This is a genomic window from Streptomyces roseirectus, assembly GCF_014489635.1.
Classification (GTDB): Bacteria; Actinomycetota; Actinomycetes; order Streptomycetales; family Streptomycetaceae; genus Streptomyces; species Streptomyces roseirectus.
Genome location: NZ_CP060828.1, coordinates 9579804 through 9600168 on the forward strand (window position 1 = coordinate 9579804; position 20365 = coordinate 9600168).

15 protein-coding genes are annotated in these 20365 nt (G+C 72.7%); 7 read left to right on the forward strand and 8 right to left on the reverse strand.

All coding sequences use genetic code 11. The annotated features are described in order from the left end of the window. Nucleotides 1–63: 63 nt before the first annotated feature. Nucleotides 64–483 (reverse strand): IS200/IS605 family transposase, encoded by a 420-nt coding sequence (gene tnpA, locus IAG44_RS41270; protein ID WP_425508505.1) that lies wholly within the window; start codon nt 481–483, stop codon nt 64–66. On the opposite strand from tnpA, the gene IAG44_RS41275 reads away from it, so the two are divergent. Further along, on the forward strand, nt 385–1731 hold the full coding sequence (locus IAG44_RS41275; RefSeq protein WP_187752131.1) for an RNA-guided endonuclease InsQ/TnpB family protein: 1347 nt from the start codon (nt 385–387) through the stop codon (nt 1729–1731). The two genes, tnpA and IAG44_RS41275, sit on opposite strands and share 99 nt — an antisense overlap. 46 nt (nt 1732–1777) lie before the next feature. Here the strand turns inward: IAG44_RS41275 and IAG44_RS41280 are convergent, their stop codons facing one another. The 3 genes from IAG44_RS41280 to IAG44_RS41290 all read right to left on the reverse strand — a co-directional run bounded on the left by IAG44_RS41280 (nt 1778) and on the right by IAG44_RS41290 (nt 5833). Then, nucleotides 1778–2686, reverse strand: coding sequence for a CE1 family esterase (locus IAG44_RS41280; protein WP_187752132.1), 909 nt, complete (start codon nt 2684–2686; stop codon nt 1778–1780). A 31-nt stretch (nt 2687–2717) separates the two neighbouring features. Continuing rightward, the gene (locus tag IAG44_RS41285; RefSeq protein ID WP_187752133.1) at nt 2718–4349 is read right to left on the reverse strand and encodes a glycoside hydrolase family 27 protein; all 1632 of its coding nucleotides are present in this window, start codon (nt 4347–4349) and stop codon (nt 2718–2720) included. Nucleotides 4350–4600: 251 nt separating this feature from the next. Next, the gene (locus IAG44_RS41290; RefSeq protein ID WP_187752134.1) at nt 4601–5833 is read right to left on the reverse strand and encodes a DUF418 domain-containing protein; all 1233 of its coding nucleotides are present in this window, start codon (nt 5831–5833) and stop codon (nt 4601–4603) included. 193 nt (nt 5834–6026) lie between these two features. Between IAG44_RS41290 and IAG44_RS41295 the strand changes: the two genes are divergently transcribed. Then, nucleotides 6027–6434, forward strand: coding sequence for a YciI family protein (locus IAG44_RS41295; RefSeq protein WP_187752135.1), 408 nt, complete (start codon nt 6027–6029; stop codon nt 6432–6434). 49 nt (nt 6435–6483) lie between these two features. Then, nucleotides 6484–6651, forward strand: a complete 168-nt coding sequence (locus IAG44_RS41300; RefSeq protein WP_187752136.1) for a hypothetical protein — start codon at nt 6484–6486, stop codon at nt 6649–6651. Here IAG44_RS41300 and IAG44_RS41305 read toward each other — a convergent pair. Further along, nucleotides 6648–9497: an AfsR/SARP family transcriptional regulator gene (locus IAG44_RS41305; RefSeq protein WP_246562947.1), complete on the reverse strand. Its 2850-nt coding sequence runs from the start codon at nt 9495–9497 to the stop codon at nt 6648–6650. The two genes, IAG44_RS41300 and IAG44_RS41305, sit on opposite strands and share 4 nt — an antisense overlap. 519 nt (nt 9498–10016) lie before the next feature. Between IAG44_RS41305 and IAG44_RS41310 the strand changes: the two genes are divergently transcribed. Both IAG44_RS41310 and IAG44_RS41315 read left to right on the forward strand, forming a co-directional pair. Further along, complete coding sequence (locus tag IAG44_RS41310) at nt 10017–11000, forward strand: helix-turn-helix domain-containing protein (RefSeq protein ID WP_187752137.1); 984 nt, start codon at nt 10017–10019, stop codon at nt 10998–11000. A 90-nt stretch (nt 11001–11090) separates the two neighbouring features. After that, the gene (locus tag IAG44_RS41315; protein WP_187752138.1) at nt 11091–11576 is read left to right on the forward strand and encodes an RICIN domain-containing protein; all 486 of its coding nucleotides are present in this window, start codon (nt 11091–11093) and stop codon (nt 11574–11576) included. Nucleotides 11577–11663: 87 nt separating this feature from the next. On the opposite strand, the gene IAG44_RS41320 is transcribed toward IAG44_RS41315, so the two are convergent. Next, entirely contained in the window at nt 11664–12587 is a 924-nt protein-coding gene (locus IAG44_RS41320; RefSeq protein WP_187752139.1) for a DMT family transporter, read from the reverse strand. Between the two features lie 20 nt (nt 12588–12607). Between IAG44_RS41320 and pdxR the strand changes: the two genes are divergently transcribed. Further along, complete coding sequence (pdxR, locus tag IAG44_RS41325; RefSeq protein WP_223006845.1) at nt 12608–14143, forward strand: MocR-like pyridoxine biosynthesis transcription factor PdxR; 1536 nt, start codon at nt 12608–12610, stop codon at nt 14141–14143. Nucleotides 14144–14194: 51 nt separating this feature from the next. Here the strand turns inward: pdxR and IAG44_RS41330 are convergent, their stop codons facing one another. After that, complete coding sequence (locus IAG44_RS41330) at nt 14195–15085, reverse strand: hypothetical protein (protein WP_187752141.1); 891 nt, start codon at nt 15083–15085, stop codon at nt 14195–14197. Between the two features lie 346 nt (nt 15086–15431). On the opposite strand from IAG44_RS41330, the gene IAG44_RS41335 reads away from it, so the two are divergent. Then, nucleotides 15432–16493, forward strand: a complete 1062-nt coding sequence (locus IAG44_RS41335) for a TolB-like translocation protein (protein WP_223006846.1) — start codon at nt 15432–15434, stop codon at nt 16491–16493. Here IAG44_RS41335 and IAG44_RS44430 read toward each other — a convergent pair. After that, nucleotides 16487–19645: a family 78 glycoside hydrolase catalytic domain gene (locus IAG44_RS44430; protein WP_187752143.1), complete on the reverse strand. Its 3159-nt coding sequence runs from the start codon at nt 19643–19645 to the stop codon at nt 16487–16489. The two genes, IAG44_RS41335 and IAG44_RS44430, sit on opposite strands and share 7 nt — an antisense overlap. Nucleotides 19646–20365: the final 720 nt, after the last annotated feature.

A 20365-nucleotide genomic window follows, 5' to 3' on the forward strand; every position in this document is an offset into this window, starting at 1 on the left:
TCACTCTTGCTGTTCCGAGAGAGGAGCATCGCGCCGGGGGCCTCGCGTCGGCCATCGGTAGTTCTACCTTTGTACGACGGTCAGGGGCTCCCCGCCGCAGCTTCCGGCGAAGTAGGAGCTGGACCAGAAGTGGCCGCCCCACAGGTACCGGCGTACGTGGGTGTCGTACTCCTTGCGCGGAAGGCGGGCGGAGACGCCCTTGAGGGAGTTGACCAGTTGGGAGAGCTGGGCCTTCGGCGGGTGGTGCACGAGCAGGTGGACGTGGTCCTCCTCGCCGTTGAACTGCTTCAGCTCGGCCTCGAAGTCCGTGCAGACCTCGCGCATGATCTCTTCGCATCTGGTGGGCATGGTGTGGTGACATGAACTCAATGGCAAAGTGTCCGCATGGCTTCGGAACTCGGTTTGGTGAAGCGGCAGTTCGGGCATCGTGCCCGGCTGGCGCTGTCCCCTGTCGAGGTCCGGATCATCGATGAGCAGGCGCATGCGGCCCGCACTCTGTGGAACTGCCTGCACTCCTGGTGGCGGATGATGCCGAAGAGTGACACGAAGCTGTATCTCGCCGATGTGGCGATCCGGCAGGCCCGCAAGGACCTCGATCACCTCGCTGTCCTCCCGGCTCAGGCCGCGCAGGCCGTCTTGAAGACATACCACCGGGCGTGGGTGAACTGCTGGGAGGGCCGGGCTGAAGAGCCGAACTACAAGGGTCGCTTCCGCTCTGTGATGTCTGTGGACATCCCGCAGGGCCGTGACCTGAACATCGTCCGCGTGCACCGTCGGTGGGGCATGGTCAGCATTCCCAAGGTCGGCCGGGTCCGCTTCCGCTGGACCAAAGACCTCCCGGTCGGGAAGCGGGCGGACAAGGAGAACCGGATCACCGGCGCCCGCCTCGTGAAGGACGCTTTGGGCTGGCACATCGCCTTCCGCGTCCAGGTTTTGGAGGCCAAGCCCGATCCCCACCAGGGGCCGGAAGTCGGCATCGACGCCGGAGTGAACATCCCCCTCGCCCTCTCGGACGGGAATCACCAGGACCACGGGCGCCCGCCCCGCCTGCAGGACGGCACCGCCGACCGCGACAAGTGGCTGACGCCCAAGGAGAAGGCCAAGCTCCTCGAACTGGAGCGGCAGGCCGCGCATCAGAAGTCTTTCCGCAAGAAGGGGGAGAAGCCCTCCCGCCGCTTGCAGCACACCTACGACCAGATCAAGCAGCTCCGAGCAACAGCCACGCGACGAGCCCTCGACTGGCAGCATCAGACCACCACCCACCTCGCCCGCACCTACAGCACGGTCGTGGTGGAACAGCTCGACATCCTCGGCATGACCAAAGCCCCCGTGCCCAAGCCCAACCCCGCAGGCGCGGGCGCGTTCCTGCGCAACGGTGCCGCAGCGAAGGCCGGGCTCAACCGCTCCATCGCCCAGGAGGCATGGGGCCGGACCGTGACGATGCTGACGTACAAGACCGCCCGATACGGCGGCCGGCTCGTCAAGGTCCCCGCCCCGCACACCTCCCGGCGATGCTCCGCCTGCGGCGTCATCACTCCCGGCAGCCGGGAGAGCCAGGAGAAATTCGTGTGCAAGAACTCCGACTGCGGCTTCGTCGGCAATGCCGACTGGAACGCGGCCCGGAACGTCTTGCACCTGTACCGGACCGGCCACGTCATCGTGGAGGTCCCGGCCGCCGGAAGGCGCGGTCGCAGGGCGGGTAAAACCGTCAAACCCGTCGCCGCAAGGTAGACAGGAATCCCCTTCCTGAGCCTGCGAAGGGAGGGGAGAACTTCAATCAGGCGGAGCCGAACTGCGTGAAGAACTTCCACACTTCGGCCGGCAGCCAGGTCCGTGAGCCGCTGTCGCCGGGGGCGCCGTCCTGCGGGGCGGCGATGTGGCCCTCGTCGAACGCGGCCCAGGTGACCGGGTGTCCGGCGGAGCACCCGGCGTAGGTGGTCACGCGGTGGGAGAGGCTGCCCTGCGCGGGCTCGGGCGGGTTCTGCGCGGTGCAGCCGTTGGCGCGGACGAACCGGTCACGCAGCGACCGTCCGCCGGAGATGCCGAGGACGTTGTCCCGCAGCCCGTGCACCCCGAGGTAGGCGATCGGCTGGGTGCCGCCGACGCACCCGCTGAGCAGGCCCCCGCTCTGGACGGCGACCGCGCGGAAGACCGTCGCGCGGGAACAGGCCAGCGCGTACGACATGGCGGCGCCGTAGCTGAAGCCGAGGGCGAAGCGCTGCGTCGTGTCGACGCACAGCCCGTCCTCGATGCGCCGCAGCATCGCGTCGACGAAGGCGACGTCCTCCCCGCCGGAGTTCGCCCACCCGTTGTTCAGGCCCTGGGGCGCGACGAAGACGGCGCTGTTGTTCGCGAGCCGCTGGAGCCCGTAGTAGGCCCAGGTGCCCGTCTCGACCGTGCGGCCCGTGGAGACGTCGGTGGCGGTGCCGCCCAGCCAGTGGAACCCGAAGATCAGCCGGTAGGGCCGGTTGCGGTCGTAGCCGTCCGGGACCCGCACGATGAAGCTCCGGTTCTTGCCGCCGCTCTGGATCGTGTACGTCCCGCTGCTCAGGGCGGGCGCCTTGCCGCACCCGGAGGTCGGGGCCGCCGGAGCCGGGGCACCCTCTTCGGCCAGCGCCGGGGCGCCGGTGCCGAACACGAGCAGCGCCGCCACGACGGCGGACCACAAGGACTTCTTCTTGACCATCAGGAACTCCCCGGTCTCGGTCGGAACGTGGTCAGACGCGGGTCCATTTCTGTGAGGTGCGGCCGTCGCAGGTCCACAGGACCAGCGGCGTGCCCTCGGCGGTGCCGCTGCGGTCGGTGTCGAGGCACAGTCCGGAGTGGACGTTGCGCAGGGTGCCGTCGGAGGCGGCCGTCCACTTCTGGTTGTTCTGGCCGTTGCAGGACCAGGTGATGACGCGCGTGCCGTTGGCGGTGCCCTGCTCGTAGGCGTCCAGGCACTTGTCGCCGAAGACACGGACCTCCCCGCCGGCCCAGCTGGTCCACAGCCGGTCGGCGGCCGTCTCGCAGGTCCGTATCTGGGCGTTCGCCCCGGCGGCGGTGGAGGAGCCGGCGACGCCCAGGCAGCGCGCGGACGCCGTGCCGCGCAGCCGCGCGGTGGTCGCCGCGAGCGGGGTGCCGCCGGTGACCTTGAAGACGGCGACGCCGCGTGCGGGAACGCTCGCCGAGATCGTCCCGGTCGTGCTGGAGGCGCCGCCGGTCCACAGGTCGGTGAGGGTGAACGACCCGCCGCTCAGGCCGACCTGGGCGGGCGTCGTGCTGATCGTCGCGGTCGCGGTGCCCCGGTTGAACAGGCCCACGGCCACCGAGCCGTCGGCCAGCGGCTTGGCGAACACCTCGGTGGCGCCGTCGTCGCGCACCCGGCGTCCGGCCGCGCCGAGGGAGTCCTGGTTCACCGCGAGCAGACGGGGGTTGCGCAGGACCGCGCTGATGTCGGCGGACATCGTCCGGATGTCGTTGCCCGCCATGAGCGGGGCCGCCATCAGGGACCACAGGGCGAAGTGGGAGCGGGACTCGGTGAGGGAGAGTCCGGGGCGGCCGACGACCAGCATGTCGGGGTCGTTCCAGTGGCCGGGGCCCGACTGGGCGGCGAGCGGCGCGTTGATGTCGAGGACGTTCCCGACGCCCATCGGGTAGCTGTTGACGTTGCCGTTCTGCCAGATGTCGAGCAGGTCCTCGGTGGTGCGCCACAGGTCGGCGACCTGGCCCCAGTCGTACGTGGAGCCCGTGATGGCGTGGTAGCTGTTCGGGTTGATGCTGTAGACGATCGGGCGGCCGGTGGCGCGCAGGGCGTCCCGCATCAGCGAGAACCGGGCGACCTGCTCGTCCCGGGTGCCGCTGGAGGAACACCAGTCGTACTTCAGGTAGTCGACGCCCCAGGAGGCGAACGTCGCGGCGTCCTGGGCCTCGTGGCCCCTGCTGCCCGTCGAACCGGGGTAGGCGCCGCTGGTCTGCGCGCAGGTCCGGTCGCCGGGGACCTGGTAGATGCCGAACTTGAGGCCCCTGGCGTGGATGTAGTCGCCGAGGGCCTTCATCCCGCCGGGGAACTTGCCGGGGTCGCCGCGCAGGGCGCCGGACGCGTCGCGCTGGGGCGCGAACCAGCAGTCGTCGACCACGACGTACTGGTAACCGGCGTCGCGCATGCCGGAGTTGACCATCGCGTCGGCGGCCTCCTTGACGCGGGCCTCGGTGACGCCGCAGCCGAAGCTGTTCCAACTGTTCCAGCCCAGCGGCGGAGTCAGGGCTGGGCTGCCGGGGGCGGCCGACGCGGGGGGTTGGGCGACGGCCGTGACGCTCGCTGCCGTCAGTGCTGCTGCCGCGAGGAGGCGGAGTACTCGTCCGAGCACCAAGGGCTCCTTTCATGGCACGGAAGGGAAAAGCGGCTCGAAATTTCGGACGCCATTCGGAAACCGATGGCTTCACGGATATTAGGGAGGCGATCAAACATGTCAACACCTCCCACAGAAGCATCGGAAGATCCGGCCGTAGTGGAGCGATGAAAGCCCTTTAATCTCACCTTTCCGGCAAATAGTCGGCGATGACATGGGATCCATCTCTCCGAATGTTTCGAAGAGATGGACGACTCGTGCGGGCCCGGTCAGCGGAGCGCGGACGCCGGCTTGGTGGCCAGGTTCAACAGGTGCTCCAGCGGCCCGCGCCGGAAGAAACGCGACCACACCCCGGCGAACAGAACGGCACCAGCGATGAAGCAGAACAGCAGCCCGGCGCCCGCCGACTCGGGCGGGGTCGCCGCCTCGCCCGGCAGCGCGAGGATGACCAGGATGTGGCCCACATAGAGAGTCAGCGACATCGTGCCGACGGCGATGACCGGCCCCGCCACCCGGCGCAGCCACGCCAGCCGCTCCAGCGCCACCGTCGCGCACAGCAGCACGGTGATCGCGATCCCCAGACTGCCGACGAGGTCGAACGTCGACCCGGTGTGCGGCTCGGCCGCCAGCAGCCCCCACGCGTCCGGCCCCCACAACTGAGAGCCGACCGGCGAGTCGAAGGCCCCCTTCGCCGCCGCGAAATCGTCCTTCGCCGGCATCCTGCTCACGATCTCGCCCGCGCCCCCGGTCACCCGCAGCACCAGCCACGAGACGCCGTACCCGAACGCGATCAGCGCCGCGCCGGTCACCGCGAGGCCGCGCCGCACCGCGCCCGACGCCAGATCGAGCCGGCCCACCGCCATACCGGTGACGACGAACGTCATCCAGGTGAGCGCCGGGTACAGCCCGGTGAGCGTCAGGTCCAGCACGCCCACGCCGGACAGGCGCGCGAGCGGGTCGTAGGAGTCGATGGCGCGCACAGTCGACTCGTCGAGCAACGCCCGCAGGGCGAACGCCAGTTGCGGGGTGACGACCGCGAGCGTGACGGCGATCGTCGCGAGGGCGCGGGCGGGCAGGCGCAGCAGCGGCAGGGCGAGCAGGAAGTACACGGCGTAGAAGTTGAGGATCCCCGCCCCGCCGAAGTTGGTCATGGCCAGCAGGCTGCCCACCACCAGCAGGACCCCGGCCCGGATCAGGATCCGCGCCCGCGCCTGCCTCCCGGCCAGCCCGGTCTTCGGCTGGAGACGCCCGGCGATCAGCGTCAGCGAGAACCCGGCGAGCATCGCGAACAACGCCGACGCCCGCCCGCTCGCCAGCTCAAGCACCCAGTCCCCGACGCCCCCGCCGGGCGTCGGCATCGGCCCCACGTGCACGGCGAACATCCCGAACACGGCCAGCGCCCGCGCCAGGTCCACCCCGACCAACCGCCCCACCGGCACCCGGGGTTCGGAGCCGGGCGGTGCTGGTAACGGCGTCTTCTCGGTCTTCTCGATCTCGTTCACCGCCCCAACCTCGCCCGCCACCGCCCCCGCCGCCCATCCGCCGACCGGCGGAACCCACCCCGCCGGTCGGCGGAACACCCGCGGAAAACTCCGCCACCGATGTCGAGAAACAGTCAGCGGCTCCGTCCCCGAAGCGAAGGCAGAGGCGAAGGCGCCCACAATGGGGCCCGCCCGATGACGGAGGAGAACGACGATGGCCAAGTACCTGCTGCTGAAGCACTACCGGGGCGCCCCCGCCTCGGTCAACGACGTCCCCATGAGCGAGTGGACGCCCGAGGAGGTCACCGCCCACATCCAGTACATGCGGGATTTCGCCGCCAAGCTGGAGAAGACCGGCGAGTTCGTCGGCGAGCAGGCCCTCGCCCCCGAAGGCACCTGGGTCCGCTACGACGGCGAAGGCCGCCCACCCGTCACCGACGGCCCCTTCGCCGAGACCAAGGACCTCATCGCCGGCTGGATGATCATCGACGTCGCCAGTTACGACCGCGCCGTCGAACTGGCCGGCGAACTCTCGGCGGCCCCCGGCGCGGGCGGCCGGACCATCCACGAGTGGCTGGAACTACGCCCCTTCCTGACCGAGCCGCCCACCGCCACGCACTGACACCCACGCACCCGCTCCCTTGCCGACGACGGGAGGGGGCCGACCGCGCATGCGCCACGCCGGCCGCCCGCGTCGCGCGCTGCCCCCTGCCGGGTACCGCCGTCGGCACGGCGGCGAACACGTCGGCAAGGCCGGGGCCGTCCCGTTCTCCGGGGCCGCCGGGCTCGTCACCCGGTCCCCGGCCCGCCGCAACCGTGCCCGAGGCGCCCCGGCCTAAGCCCCGGCGCCGGTCCAGCCGTCCCGCTCGTCGTCGGCCCCGTAGCCCTCCTCGCCGTCGTCCTCGTCGTCGGCAGAACCGAGCCGGTCGAGACGGTGGCGGACGCGTTCGGCGGGGGCGGTGCGGTGCTGGGCCTCGTACATCGCGGCGGACTCCGTCCAGGCGGCGCGGGCCTGGGTGGGACGGCCGAGGGCGGCGTAGGCGAGGCCCAGGCGGTCGAGGGTGTCGGCGACCCAGGGGTCGGAGCCGGAGCGGCGGTAGCGGGTGACGGCGAGCCGGTAGTGGGCCACGGCCTCGGTGTGGCGGCCGGTGTGGTGGGCGATGTAGCCGAGGCTGTCGAGGATGTCGGCCTCGATGCTCTCGTGCCCCGAGGCGCGGGCGAGCGGCAGCGCGGCCTCGCAGTGGACGCGGGCCGGCCCGTACCGGCCGAGCCGGGCCTCGTACCAGCCGACCGCGTTGAGCGCGGCGGCCTTCGTCGCCGGCAGGTCCAGCTCGCGCAGCAGCCGCAGGGCGCGCCCGGAGTGCTCCAGTGCCTCGCGCAGCCGGTCCTGCTGTCCGTACGTCTGCGCGAGCGCGATGTGGACGCGGGCCTGGTTCGGGTGGTCGTCGGCCTGTTCGGCGAGGTCGAGGGCGCGGGCGAGGTGCGTGCGGGCCTCGTCGTGGAAACCGGCGTGGTTGGCGGCGTGCCCGAGGCGCCGGTGGACCCGCATGCGGACGTCCGGCGGATCGTCGTCGCCGAGGGCGGCGAGGGCGGCCCGCCACATCGCGACCCGGTCGTGGACGTGCCCCAGCAGGCCGTAGAACTGGTCCAGGCTCCAGGCGAACTGCCACACGAACCGCCGCCAGCCCCGCTCGGTCGCCAGGCGCTGCGCGGCCAGCAGGTTGGGCAGCTCACGGGTCAGCCAGCGCACCGCCTCCGCCTGGGTGGCCAGCGGCTGCGGCAGACAGCCAGGGGCGGGGTCGCCGAGGACGGGCGGCATGTCGTCCAGCGGCATCAGCCGCAGGGCCGCGCACACGGTGTGCAGGTAGGACCCGGTCAGCCGGCGCAGCGCCGCCTCCCGGTCGCCGGGCGCGAGGTCCTGGCGGCCCCGGTCGGCGGCGTACAGGCGCACGAGGTCGTGCATCCGCCACCGTCCGGGCTCCTGCTCCTCCACGAGGTGCAGGTTCTCCAGCGCCCGCACCGCCGCCCGGGTCGCGGGTCGCGGCAGCCCGGCCAGCGAGGCGAGCGCGAACAGAGCGATGTCGGGGCCGGGAGCCAGCCCCAGCAGCGCGAACAGCCGCGCCTGCACGGGCGTGAGGGCGTCGTGCGACCACGAGAACACGGCCCGCACGTCCGTGGTGAGATCACCGCCGGTGAACGCGTCGAGACTGCCGTGGCTCTCGCGCAGCTCCGCCGCGACGGCCGCCAGGGGAAAACCGGGGTGGGCCGCCGCGCGGGCCGTGGCGACGGCCAGCGCCAGCGGGAGCCGTGCGCACCGGGCGACGATCTCCTCGACGGCGTCCGGCTCGGCCGCGACCCGGTCCGCGCCGAGCCGCCGGCCCAGCAGGGCGCGCGCCTCGGCCGGCGAGAGCAGGTCCAGGGCCAGCGGGTGGGCGCCCTCGGCGACGACGAGGCCCGCGAGCCGGTCCCGGCTGGTGACCACGGCCAGACAGCCGGGGGAGCCGGGCAGCAGCGGGCGGACCTGGTCGGCGTCCCGGGCGTTGTCCAGCACCACCAGCACCCGCCGCCCGGCGAGCAGACTCCGGTACAGGCTCGCCCGCGCCTGGAGGTCCGCCGGGACCCGCTGCGCCGGACAGCCCAGCGCGTCCAGGAAGTCCCGCACCGCCTGATCGGGCGTCACGGCCGCCCCGGACGGGTCGAAGCCGCGCAGGTTCACATACAACTGCCCGTCCGGGAAACGGTCCGCGACCCGGTGCGCCCAGTGCACCACCAGCGCCGTCTTGCCCACCCCCGCCGTCCCCGACACCGCCGAGACCACCACCGGCTGCCGCCCCGCCGTCGCCAGGATCCCGTCCAGCCGCGCCAGCTCCCGCGTCCGGCCGGTGAACCCCCGTACCTCCAACGGCAGTTGCGCCGGGACGGCCGCCTCGGCGGACAGCACCGGCTCACCCCGCAGGATCGCCTGGTGCACGCGCCGCACCTCGGCGCCCGGATCCGTGCCCAGCTCCTCGGCCAGCCGCTTCTGCAGGACGGCGAAACAGGCCAGCGCCTCCGGAGCCCGCCCCGCCGCCTGCAACGCCCGCATCAGCGCCGCCGTCAGCGGCTCGACGAACGGATGCTCGGCGGCCAGCGCCGTCAGCTCCCCGATCACCCCGGCGTGCCGGCCCGTGCGGTACTCGGCCTCGGCCCACTCCAGCGCCGCCTCGACGCGCTCCTGACCCCAGCTCTCCCGGGTGCGCCGCACCCACGCCCCGGACAGCCCCGCCAGCGGCTCACCGCGCCACCACCCGAGCGCCTGACGCAGCAGCACCGCCCGCTCGGCGGGCCCGCACTCCTGCTTGCGGGCCCGCTCCACCACCTGCCGGAACCGCAGGACGTCGACCCGGTCGGGCGGCACGTCGAGCAGGTACCCGCCCGGACCGCGCCGCAGCCTCGGCGCCGGGCCCGCCTCCGCCAGCGACCGGCGGATCCGCGCGACGTGCGCGTACAGCGACGGACGCGCCTGCGCGGGCACGTCCTCGCCCCACACCCGGTCGATCAGCGTCTCCACCGTCACCCAGCGACCGGCGTCCACCAGCAGCGCCGCCAGCACCGTGCGCCGCTTGGCCGGACCCAGCTCCACCAGCACACCGTCCGGGCCCCGTAACTCGACCGTGCCCAGCAGCAGGAATTCCGTCACGCGCACCCCGAACTCACCGTGCGGCGGCCCGCGCTTCTCGCCCGCCGACCCACGCCGACCAGTGAAGCAAGGTTTCGACAAGGTTCCTGCCCACATTCACGCCACACCCTGGAAACGCGGGCCGGTGACCACGTGGGGAGCCACCGGTCCCGCCCGGACCGGACACCCGCCAACCCGATCAGGCTCCAGGCACAGCCCCCGCCTCCCCGCGGGCACCGCTTCCGGAGCCGGGTACGCAGGTCCGCATCCTGCCGCCGGCGTGCGGGGCCTTCCCGCACGCCGCCGGCACTCCGGTCGACAGAACCCCGGCAGCGCGGGGATCGGGCCGTTCGTCACTCCTCGTCGAGTGCGGCTGGGAGCCGAGCGAGAGGGTGCTCACGACGACGACCGTCCCCGCCGCCACCCACAACTTCGCCCGGCGCTTCCACACGGACTCTGCGGCGGCGCAGCCCGCGCCGCCCTTGCGGCGGCCTCCACCCCTGCGCAGACTCGGGCTGACCGTCACCGAGGGGGGGAACCTTGGAGATGTCCAACGCGCACCTGCCCGCACAGGACCGGTTCGCCTTCTGGGCCGACCTCGTGTCGACGCAGCTCGCACGGATGCGGCTCACCAGCCCGATCGCCTCACGCGACTTCGTCGCCCGCGCGTCACTGACCCAGGCGGGCCCGGTACGGGTGGCCTGGTTCCGCAGCCCGCCGGCCCACCTCTCCCGCACCTGGGCGGACGTCCGGGCCGACGACCCCGGCGTCTACCAACTGATGCTGGTCACCGGGGGAGCCCCGCTCTGGATCCAGCAGCGCCGACAGGACTCGGGGCTCCTGCACGGCGCGCTCACCCTGTTCGACCTGTCCGAGCCGTTTTGCGGCAGCGTCCCCGACCGGGGCCACGACACCGAGGTGATCATCGCCCAGATCCCCCACACCGCCCTCCCCCTCCCCGTGGACCGCGCCCGCCGCGCCCTCGCCCTCCCGTTCGCCGCGTCCGGCATCGGCGGCATCCTCGCCGACCACATGACCTCGATCCGCACCCACGGCCCCGACTGCGACCCCCGGGACCTGGAACGCATGGGCCTCCTGACGGCCGACCTGGCGGGCGCGCTCATCGCCCGCCGCCTCGACGCCTACCCCCAACTCCCGCCCCAGACCCGCCAGGACGTCATGCGCGCCCGCATCCTCGCCTTCATCGACCTCAACCTCGCCGACCCCGACCTCGACCCCGCCGCGATCGCCGCGTTCCACCACCTCTCCCTGCGCACCCTGCACACCCTCTTCCACCGCCACGACGAAGGAACGGTCGCCGCCCTCATCCGGCGCCGACGCCTGGAACGCTGCCGCACCGACCTCACCGACCCCCGCCTCGACACCCTCCCGGCCGCCGCGATCGGCGCCCGCTGGGGCCTCCACCACCCCCAGGGCTTCAACAGAGCCTTCCGCGCGATGTTCGGCCTGCCCCCGGCCGAATACCGCCGCACCGCACGGAACGCCAACCAACCACGCACCGACCGGTAACCCCCGACCGGACCCCCACACCTACGGTGCGAAACACGAGCGCGCACCAGCCCGCACGCGCCCGTCGTTCCGTAACCACCTGGAGGGGACATGCAGAAAGCCGCCGCACGCCGATGGGCCATCGCCGCCGCGACCGCCGCGCTCAGCGCACTGCCGCTCGCCACGCCCGCGCAGGCCCGCGCGGACGTCTTCCACTTCGACGGTCAGAACAACGCGACCCGCCGCTGCATGGACGACAGCTTCGCGTACGGCCTGCGGGCGTTCGGCTGCAACCGGCTGGACTTCCAGCAGTTCCGGCACTCCGACGGGATCTGGGGCGGCGACCGCTACTACCACGAGCTGCGCAACAAGGTCACCGGCCGGTGCGTCGACGACAGCTTCGCCTACGGGCTGCGGGCCTTCGACTGCAACGGCCAGGCGTTCCAGCAGTGGGCGGTGAGCAGCGGCTCCGGCGGATCGACCTTCAAGAACCGGGCCACCGGCCGGTGCGTCGACGACAGTTTCGCGTACGGCCTGCGCGCGTTCGACTGCAACGGCACCACCTTCCAGAAGTGGTGGGGAGTCCACGCGAACTGACCACGCCCGCAAGGACGTTGAGCCACCCGGTGCGGGCGTGGTCGTCGGCGGCGACGGCACGAGGGGAGTCGTCGCCGCCGAGCGCCGTCAGCCGGACGTGGAGCGCACCGCCGTCCCCGTACGGCCGGCGGCGATGGTCTCGGCCCGTGGCCGCAGTCCCAGCACCAGTCCGCTCACCACCACCCCGATCCCCACCCACACGAACGCCCCCGGCACCCCGCCCCCCGACACGGCGCCCACGCCCGCCGCGGCCACCGGCGCGATGCCGGTGAGGAGTCCCGCCCGCCCCGAGCCGACGGCACGTACCGTCGAGTACCACAGGACGAAGGCGACGGCGGTCACCAGGACCGCCAGATACCCCGCGGCGGCCCAGTCGTCACCGGTCAACTCCCGCACGGCGAACGGGCCTTCGGTGACCATGCCGAGTACGGTCAGCATCGCCCCGCCCAGCCACGTCGCGTGGACGGACACCCCCCACGCGGAGTGCCGCCGCAGCACCGGCACGGCCAGCAGGGTGAACCCGGCCTCGCAGGCGAGGGTGACGAGGGCCCACCCGACCCCCACCGCGTCCGTACGCCCGGTCCCCTCGACGAGCACCGCGCCCGCCATGACGACCGGCGCGGCCACGAGCACCTGACGGCTGGGCCGGCGCCCTTCGAGGAGCGGCCCCACGACGCCGAGGACCAGCGGCACACAGGCCACCGCGACGGCGATCGCGGCGGGCTCGGCGTGTTTGACGCCCTGGACGACGGCGACGTTGAACAGGACGAGCCCGACGAGCGCGAGCCCGCTCAGCCAGAGCCATTCCCACCCCCGGGGCCGGACCAGCCGGACGCCGGCGAGGCGGGCCATGGCGAGGAGGATCGCCGTCGCCGCGAGATAGCGGACGGCCTGCGCGGTGAACAGCGGGGCATCGACGAGCGCCCGCGAGACAGTGACGCTGCTGCCCACCAGCGTCATGCCCACCACACCCGGAAGAAGCCGGGTGAACGAGGGGGAAGGGGTGTCCATGGGGTCCACCGTGCCGCACTATGGATGCCATGGGTAGGTCCAGGAAATCGCCGTCCGAGGGGTCCAAAAACGGCTCGGACTTCCTCCAGCTCGACATCAGCCGGGTCCCGCCCGGCAGCCGCACCGCCTGGCTCGCCGACACCCTCCGCGAGGCCATCGCCGACGGCCGCCTCCCCGTCGGCACCCGCCTGCCCGCGAGCCGCGTCCTGGCCGCGGACCTGCGGATCACCCGGGGCGTGGTCACCGAGGCGTACCGCAGGCTCGGCGAATCGGGCCAGATCGCGGGACGGGGCCGGCTCGGCACACTCGTGGTCGCCGCCCCCGCCCCGCCCGCCGACGCGAGCCCGGCCTCCCACCCCGCCCACGCTCCCTTCCCCGCCCAGGACCACAACGGCAGCGTCGACACCCTCCGCGCCCTCCCCTGCCGCATCGACCTCTCCCCGGGCGTCCCCGACCTCGCCGCCTTCCCCCGCACCGCCTGGCTCCGGGCCGAACGCGCCGTCCTCGCGAGCGCCGGCCCCGCCGACTTCGGCTACGGCGACCCGCGCGGCACTCCCGCCCTGCGCAGGGCCGTCGTCGGCTGGCTCGCCCGCAACCGCGGCATCCGCGCCCACCCGGACGAGGTGGTGATCGTCGCCGGCGTCGCCCAGGCCCTCAACCTGCTGGGCCAGCTCCTCAGGGCGGACGGCGTCCACCGCGTCGCCGTCGAGGACCCCGGCTCACTGGGCGCCCGCCAGCAGTGGGAGTACGCCGGCCACACCACCGTCCCCGTCCCCGTGGACGACGGCGGCCTGGACGTCGGTGTGCTGCGGGCCTGCGGCGCGCGGGCCGTGCTGCTGACGCCGGCCCACCAGTTCCCCACGGGCGTCGTCCTGGACGGGGAACGCCGGCGCGAACTGCTGGAGTGGGCGGCGGACGGCGGCCTGGTCATCGAGGACGACTACGACGCCGAGCACCGCTACGACCGCCCGCCGGTCCCGGCCCTGCGCTCCCTGATGCCCGAGGGCGTCTGCCACACGGGCAGCGTCTCCAAACTCCTCGCACCGGCCCTGCGCGTCGGCTGGCTCCTCGTCCCCCCGGCCCGCCACGCCGCCCTCGTCGACGCCAAGCGGTACGCCGACCTCGGCAACGGCGTCCTCACCCAGCTCGTGCTGGCCCGCCTGATGGACTCCGGCGACCTGGAACGCCACCTGCGCCACGTCCGCACCCGCCACCGCAGACGCCGCGACATGATGCTGCGCGCCATCGCCGCCCACCTGCCCGGCGCCCGCGTCCACGGCGCCGCCGCCGGCCTCCACCTGATGATCACCTTCGACGGCCCGGCCTCCGACGGTCCCGCTTTCGACGACACCGCCCTCGCCGCCGCCTCCCTGGCCCGGGGCGTCAAAACCCACCCCCTGTCCTGGCACCGCATGACCCCGGGTCCCCCCGGCCTCGTCCTCGGCTACGCGGCGGGCCCCGCTCACGAGATCGACGAGGGCATCGCCGTCATCGGCGCCTGCCTGCGGGACCTGGGCAAGAGGCGGGCCGGCACGAAGCCGGGCCCGCCCCCATGAGCACCCGGGCCGGGACGGCGTCCGGATGTCCGGCGGCCGCCGGTGGCCGGCTCAGGCGCAGTCCGCGTCCGTGACGGGACGGTCCTTCGCGCGGCTCGTGCCGGCGGGGAGCCCGTTCTTGTCCAGCGCGTCGCCGGTCGCGGAGATCGTGTAGCCGGACGAGGTGATGCGGTTGCTGCCGTTGCCCCGCCAGCCGTTCTCGTCCTTGACCTCGTCCGGGGTGACGGTCGTGAACCTCTCGATGACGGCGATCGGGGTGGTGGTGACGGTACGCAGTCTCGGCACCCGCTCCAGGAAGGCCGCGGTGCGCGGCGGGACGTCGATCTTCTCCGTCTTGCTCCTGCTGACCTCCTGGCCGAAGGACCATTCGGTGGTCACCTCGGCGCCGCCGCCGAGTGAGAACACGTCCTTGATGACGCTGAGGTTGAAGTCGGCACTGACCGAGACGCTGTGGGTGACGCTGCTGGTGCTCGTCAGGCTGTGGGTGATCTCCTGACCGGTCTGGACCGCGTTGCCGCAGTTGACGATCAGATCGGAGGTGTCGGTGGGGGTGCCGAACGAGTCCTTCACATCGGTCGCGGGGTATTCGCAGTGCGCGGCGAGAAGGACGATCGGCGGTGAGCCCGGGGCGGTCTTCTCGGGGGTGCCGACGCCGTTCGACGGGTCAGGGCTGAGGGTGCCGGTGGCCGGGTCCATGAAGAAGTTGCCGACGTCCTGGAACGGCTTGTCCGAGGTCGGTCCCGGGCACAGGGTCGACATCAGCTTGTCGGTGTCGAAGCTCTCGGCACCCTTGAGCTGGAACGGCGTGGACGCCGGCGGGGGCACCAGGGCCGCCATCGCCGCGGGAACGGCGATCACACCACCCGCGACCGCGAGCACCGAGCCAAGACCGATGGCGAGAGTCCTGGAACGCTTCTTGTTACGAGCATGTCCTTTAGACATGGGTGTGCCCTCCATAGGTGCGGAGCCGATTACCGGCCGCTTGTTCTTCCCCATTCTCACCAGGGGTTCCGACGTACCGACAGGGTCAAATATCCCTGTTCAAAAATTACGGAAAATACAGTCCGAGAATCCCTGGGTAAACGCCGATAAAGCCCTTCGCATGTGTACGTGCCTCAGCACGGATCCGTTCAAAGATCCGAGAGGGTCCAGGCAGAACCGGCCGCACATGAACGAAAACACGCCTCTTCCTACGTCATGTGACGCATTGACCCCAAAGCTCCGTCACGATTGCATGCTCATGGCCATCCGGTGGGGAGCCGGAGGCGAGACCTCTGTGGGGGGAACGATGAGCAGACGTGTGCGGGCGGTTCTGAGCGCGACGGCCGTGGCCTGCGCGATCACGGCGGCGTTACCGGGAGCCGCCTCGGCGGACCCCGCGAGCACCCTCGCCGCCGGCGTCGAACGGATCAGCGTCGCGGCCGACGGCACCCAGGGCGACGGCGACTCCACCGGCGCCTCGATCACCCCGGACGGCCGGAGCGTCGTCTTCGCGTCGTCGGCGACGAACCTCACGCCCGAGGGCACGACGGACGGCGACCGCGTGTACGTCCGCGACCGGCGGACCGCGCTGACGAAGCAGATGGGCGCCTACGTCCCCGTCCAGGCCCCGGTGATCAGCGGTAACGGGGGATACGTCGCCTATCCGCTGCAGTGGTTCAACGACATACGCATCCGCCAGTACCAGGTGGCCACGGGAGCCACCGCGTCCGTCGACTGCTCGGCCCACAGCTGTGGCCAGCCCTCGCTGAACGGCGACGGCCGCTACGTCGCCCACGTCATCCGCTTCAAGCCCCCGCTGACCGGCCAGCGCGTCGAACTCCAGGGCTGGAGCGACAGGTTCACCGTCGCCGACCTCCCGCACACGGCCCCGTCCCGCCCGTCCGTCAGCGGCGACGCCCGCACCGTCGCCTACCAGGACGGCCAGAACCAGGACGTCTACGTCTGGAACCGCACCACCGGCACCACCACCGGCCCGCTCGAAGGCGCCGCCGTGGCGGCGACCCTCGTCCAGCTGAGCGACGACGGCACGAAGGTCGTCTACCTCTCGGGCCCCGACACCTACGTCCACGACATCCCCACCGCCACCTCCCGCCAGGTCCCGAACGTCCGTGGCCTCGCCATCGACCCCACCGGCCGCTACCTCCTCCACACCCCCGACGGCACCTCCCTCGTCCTGCGCGACCTCCAGTCCGCCACCGAGGAGACCGTCACCACCCACCCCGCCACCGCCGGCCCCGACTCCGTCACCACCGGCGGCCGCGACGTCGTCTTCCACTCCCTCTCCGACGCCCTCGTCCCGGGCGACACCAACGGCAGGTCGGACGTCTTCATCCACCACTTCTACTGACCGGGCACCCCCTGGGCGATGAACGCGTAGCTCCCGGAGCCCACGCCGTACACCGACCGGCCGCGCTCCAGCCGGTCGAACCGGGCTCCGGCGGGCAAGCCCCGCACGGAGCCGGGCACCCACACCTCCGCGGTCGTGTTCGGCGGCACGGACACCCGCAGCCGGAACTCCCCCTCCCGCAGCGTCCATCGGGAGGACACCACCCCGTAGGGCGTGCGGTAGCTGCCCTCGGCGGAGGTGAGGTCGCCGACCGGGCGGGGGTCGATGACGAGGCGGCGGTAGGCGATGTCGTCGGGGGCCCGGCGGATGCCCGCGAGGCCGGTGTGGAACCACTCCTCGATCTGGAGCAGGATCATGTGATTGTCGGAGTAGCGGAGGTCCCAGGTCTCGGGGAGGGTGGTGAGCCCGCCGGGGTGGGCGGTGGTCGGCTGGAGGAAGTAGCCGTAGGACGGCCGGGTGTCCTCCTGGAGGACGTCCCACAGGACGTCGTCGCGCCCGGCCGCGTGCAGGGAGCGGACGATGGGCGCGAGCCCGATGGTGCCGCCCCCGAGGTGCGGACCGCCGCCCGCCGGCCGGTGGGCGCGGACGAGTTCGACGAGCGCGTCGAGCACGGAGGCGCGCTCGCTCTCGGGGACGAGCCCTTCGTCGAGGGCGAGCGCCTGCGCGGCCTGCGTCGCCCCGGCGGGCCCGGCGGAGCCCTGCGCGGTGTAGCGGCCCAGCGCGGGGTTGTAGAAGGCGTCGTGGAACGCGGCCCTGATCCGGTCGGCGAGGCTGCGGTACTCGGCCGCGTCCGCCGTCCGCCCGAGGAGTTCCGCCATGCGGGACATCCGGTCGGCGACCTGGTGGTAGCCCCAGGTCCCGGTGATCCGCCCCGACGTCGCCTCGCTGGAGAACCAGTCCGCGAGCGCGGCGTCCACGAGGTACGCGTCCGCGCCGGTGCCCGCCTTGCGCGTGCGGATGTAGGTGAGGAACGCCTGCATCTGGGGGTAGGTGCGGGCCATGGTCCGGGTGTCGCCGTACGTCTCGTACAGGTACCAGGGGACGAGGACGATGCCGTCGCCCCAGTTGATCTCGTCGCCGTAGCGGCCCGTGTAACCCCAGTCGTACACCGGCGTCTTGAGGGCCACGTTGCCGATGTTGTCGCCGGAGCGCGACTGGCCCTCCACCAGGTGCCGCTGCATGGTGCGCAGGTAGGCGCCGTAGCCGAAGATCCGGTGCAGGGCGCCGAAGGGCTGGAGGTAGTCGGCGGGGTAGGCGAGCTTCTCGCGCCCGGGACAGTCCGTGAACGTCGACATGAGGTTGCTCATGACCGAGTACCGCGCCATGCGGTGGACACGGTTGATGCGCGCGTTCGACGTCCGCACGTCGCCCGCGACGGGGACGTCCGCGTGGATCTGGAGACCGGTGACGGTGTCCGGACCGGGGGAGTAGCCCTCGGGCAGGCCGGTGACCTGGAGCCACTGCATGCCGAAGTAGTGGAACTGCGGCTGCCAGGTCTCGCCGCGCGCCGCGCCGTGGGCGGTGTAGGCGGCGAAGACGTCCGTGCCGCGCGCGGGCCCGCCGCCCATGACGGACGTCTGGTCGACGGTACCGTCCGCGTTCAGCGCCTCGGCGGGCCGCATCCGCACCGTCGTGCCGGCCGGCACCCGGTCGAGGGCGAGACGGGGCCAGCCGGCGAAGTTCTGCCCGAAGTCGAAGACCCAGACGCCCGGCTGAGGCTGCGTCACACCGACGGGTCTGAGCCGGTCGACGACCCGCAGCGGCTCGGCGTTGCGCCACACCAGCTCGGTCGTCAGGTTCGGCGCCGGGGCGAACCCGGCGTCCGTCCAGCCCATCGCCGTCCCGTCCCGGCGCAGTGCCGTCGCGCCCAGGTCCGCGCCCGGCGCCGTCCAGCCGGGCTGCTCGCGCCGGGCGTCGTAGTCGGAGCCGGAGAACCAGTTGGCGGTGGTCGTCGGCCCGAGAGCCGTACGCCAGGAGCGGTCGCTGACGACCGTCTGCACCACCCCGTCGCCCCGCGTCACCTCCAGGCGGGCGATGAGCCGGGGAGAGACGGCGGCGCCCGCGCTGGGGTCGACACCGGCGAGGGAGTTCCCGGAGGCGGTGACGGCGGCCCCGTCGGCGTGGTCGGCGGACAGCGCCGGCGTGAACGCGATCGAACCGGTGTCCAGCGCGGTGATCGTCCGCGACTCCAGCCGCACGCCCCCGTCCCCGGTGTCGATGTTGACAGTTCCCCCGACGTGGAAGTTCGCCGTGCTGCTCACCCGCACGGACACCGCCCCCCGCGCGGCGGCGCCCACCAGCGTGCCTGTTCCCTTGAACTGGCTCTGCCACCAGGAGTACGGCGCGGTGCGGCCGGTCGCGGCGTTGGTCACGGACCGCGTCACCAGCGCCGTCCCGTGGCCCAGTTCGACGCCGAGCGTGTTGGGCCCCGGCCGCACGAGACGGGTGACGTCGTACACCCGGTACTCCGTGGACAGCTGGTAGTTGGAGTTGCCGGGCGCCAGGACCTCGTCGGTGACCGGCGCGCCGTTGAGACGGGCCACGTGCAGGCCGACGCCGGACAAGTACAGCCGCGCCCGCACGACACGCCCGGCGATGCGGAAGGCGCGGGCGAACACCGGCAGCGGCTGCTCCAGCGCGCGCCCCGCGTACTCGATCCAGCGCGCGTCCCCCCAGTCGGCCCGCTGGAGCAGGCCCATCTCCCACGACGCCGGACGGCTCCACGGCGTCACGTCCCCCGCGCCGCCCCAGACCCGCACCTGCCACACCACCACGTCGCGCGAGCCCAGCACGGGACCCCGCCAGGCGACGTCGGTCTGCGCGGCCGAGGCGACCTGGCCGCTGTCCCACAGCAGTCGGCCCGCCGCGAGGTCGCGCTCGGAGCGCGCCGCCCGGATCCGGTACGCGCGCTGCGTCCACGCCCGTGGGGCGTTCACGACCCGCCAGCTCAGCCGGGGCGCGGGGTCGTCGACGCCGATCGGGTCGTCCGTGCGGCCGTTGATCCCCAGGTCGGTGGCCTGGGCCGGGCCGCCGTCCTCCGCCGCGTGGGCGCTGGGCGAGTGGACCACGGGCAGCGCCATTCCCGCCGCCGAGGCGGCCATCGTGCCGACCACGCGTCTGCGGGTCGGCGAACCGTTCAGCTCTTCTGGCATGCGAAATCTCCTGACCCAGCGAGGGGGTGAAACGTTTCAAACCGAAAGGTGAACGACATTGCGGTACAGGGTGCGTTGGTGCGGCTCTCCGGTGGGGCACAGGCGGACGGGCGGCTCCGCGCCTGCGACGGGCATCGTTCTGAGCGACGTGCGGCAGACCCTAGGGTCGCCGTGGTGCCCCGTCAAGAACGCGCCGTCGGCCGCGAGTCGGGCCCGACCGCGATGTCCGCCCAGGTCGGTGCGGGTGTCCCAGTCCTCGGTGCCGAACTACTTCCACAAGCCCCACAAGCTCCCGGCGGCCCGCATGCCGCGCACCGGCGCGAGCCCGGTCGTCGGCTGCCTGGCGTTCGAACTCGCCGGCGCCACCACACCCCGAGACCGCGACCGCCATCGAGCGGCGGGTCTCCGCCGAGGGCCTGTACCTGCTGACGGCCGACGACACCGGATCGCGCCGGCGCGAGCGCGAATACCTCCAGCTCTTCGCACAGCAGCGGGTCGCCGGGATCATCGTCTCGCCCGTCGGCGACGTCGAGGACGAGCTGCGCGGCCGCGCGGCCGGGGCATCGCCGGCGTGCTGAGCGCCCGTCACGCCCGCTCGCCCGCCCAGGCGTCGGTCTCCGTCGACCTCGCCGCCCGCGTCGCCGTCGCCTTCCGCGCCGCGTACGTCACCCCGCGCGGGAGCATGATGTCCGACGCGCCCACCGCCTACTGCGCGACCTC

Excerpts from the sequence above, each read along its gene's own strand:
- IAG44_RS41275 (WP_187752131.1), top strand. The coding sequence starts at position 385 with ATGGCTTCGGAACTCGGTTTGGTGAAGCGGCAGTTCGGGCATCGTGCC.
- tnpA (WP_425508505.1), bottom strand. The coding sequence starts at position 483 with ATGCGCCTGCTCATCGATGATCCGGACCTCGACAGGGGACAGCGCCAG.
- IAG44_RS41280 (WP_187752132.1), bottom strand. The coding sequence starts at position 2,686 with ATGGTCAAGAAGAAGTCCTTGTGGTCCGCCGTCGTGGCGGCGCTGCTC.
- IAG44_RS41295 (WP_187752135.1), top strand. The coding sequence starts at position 6,027 with ATGGCCAAGTACCTGCTGCTGAAGCACTACCGGGGCGCCCCCGCCTCG.
- IAG44_RS41300 (WP_187752136.1), top strand. The coding sequence starts at position 6,484 with ATGCGCCACGCCGGCCGCCCGCGTCGCGCGCTGCCCCCTGCCGGGTAC.
- IAG44_RS41310 (WP_187752137.1), top strand. The coding sequence starts at position 10,017 with ATGTCCAACGCGCACCTGCCCGCACAGGACCGGTTCGCCTTCTGGGCC.
- IAG44_RS41315 (WP_187752138.1), top strand. The coding sequence starts at position 11,091 with ATGCAGAAAGCCGCCGCACGCCGATGGGCCATCGCCGCCGCGACCGCC.
- IAG44_RS41320 (WP_187752139.1), bottom strand. The coding sequence starts at position 12,587 with ATGGACACCCCTTCCCCCTCGTTCACCCGGCTTCTTCCGGGTGTGGTG.
- pdxR (WP_223006845.1), top strand. The coding sequence starts at position 12,608 with ATGGATGCCATGGGTAGGTCCAGGAAATCGCCGTCCGAGGGGTCCAAA.
- IAG44_RS41330 (WP_187752141.1), bottom strand. The coding sequence starts at position 15,085 with ATGTCTAAAGGACATGCTCGTAACAAGAAGCGTTCCAGGACTCTCGCC.
- IAG44_RS41335 (WP_223006846.1), top strand. The coding sequence starts at position 15,432 with ATGAGCAGACGTGTGCGGGCGGTTCTGAGCGCGACGGCCGTGGCCTGC.
- IAG44_RS44430 (WP_187752143.1), bottom strand. The coding sequence starts at position 19,645 with ATGCCAGAAGAGCTGAACGGTTCGCCGACCCGCAGACGCGTGGTCGGC.